This is a genomic window from Bacillus sp. LR--39 (assembly GCF_053613335.1).
Genome location: NZ_JBSIOT010000433.1, coordinates 1 through 972 on the forward strand (window position 1 = coordinate 1; position 972 = coordinate 972).

The 972-nt window shown below is 49.0% G+C and carries 1 protein-coding gene and 1 pseudogene; both read right to left on the reverse strand.

Going from position 1 to position 972, the window contains the following annotated elements:
- Window positions 1-216: pseudogene (gene glpP, locus ACWHAR_RS23840) on the reverse strand (glycerol uptake operon antiterminator GlpP); the annotation flags it as partial.
- A 27-nt stretch (window positions 217-243) separates the two neighbouring features.
- The coding region (locus tag ACWHAR_RS23845; protein ID WP_452088036.1) for an aminotransferase class III-fold pyridoxal phosphate-dependent enzyme at window positions 244-972 on the reverse strand (729 nt) is incomplete at its 5' end.

Here is a 972-nt window from a genome sequence, read left to right on the forward strand (position 1 = left end):
TTCCGCACCGTATTCGTCATGCTTAATCCCTTGAATGAGATCGACGTGCACCATCATGTTCTTTCCGTGCTTTTGCGCTTCTTTGATCACGCCCTTCAGCTGCCCGAGATGAATATCAAGAATAACACCGTAAGAGAACGAACTGTTCAAAAACTCATCAAATTGCTTCATATTGCGAATAGCCGGTAAGATCGGCTGGTTATGAAAACTCATCATGTGCTCCTTTAATAAATCACTTTTATATTATATCGTTTGAAAACTTTCTTTCACCGTTTTCACGATAAAGGAAAGGTCCTCTTCTGTCAGGCAAAATGGCGGCGCGAGCTGGATGACGTTGTTGTAGCCGGCGACTGTATCGCCGTTTTTGCCGATGATCAGCCCTTTTTCTTTGCACGCTGCAACCACTTGGTTTACTTTGGCGGCATCAGCCGGCTCTTTAGTCAATTTGTCTTTGACGAGTTCGATTCCGATCAGCAGCCCTTTTCCTCTAACATCCCCGACTGCCGGGTGTTCTCTCAGAGCTTGAAGCTCACCTAAAAGCTTTGCTCCAAGATCGCGGGATCGCTGAATCAGCTGTTCGTCCTCCATAATTTGCAGGTTTTTCAACGCCAAGGCACAGGCAGCCGGGCTTCCGCCGAACGTGTTCACGTGGCGGAAACGGTCATAAGGAGCTTCCCCCTGATACGCTTCGAAAATATCCCGTTTCACAGCAGTCGCTGACAATGGCAGATACGCGCTTGTGATTCCTTTTGCCATCGTAATGATATCAGGCTTCACACCGTAGTGCATAAACCCGAACGGCTCACCTGTCCGTCCAAACCCGCAGATCACTTCATCGCAAATCAAAAGGGCTCCGTGGCGCCGGCAAATGTCCTCCACCTTCTTCATATATCCGTCCGGCGGCATTAGGATGCCTCCGCCTGTAATGATGGGCTCCATAATGACCCCGGCAATCGTTTCGCTTAATTCCCA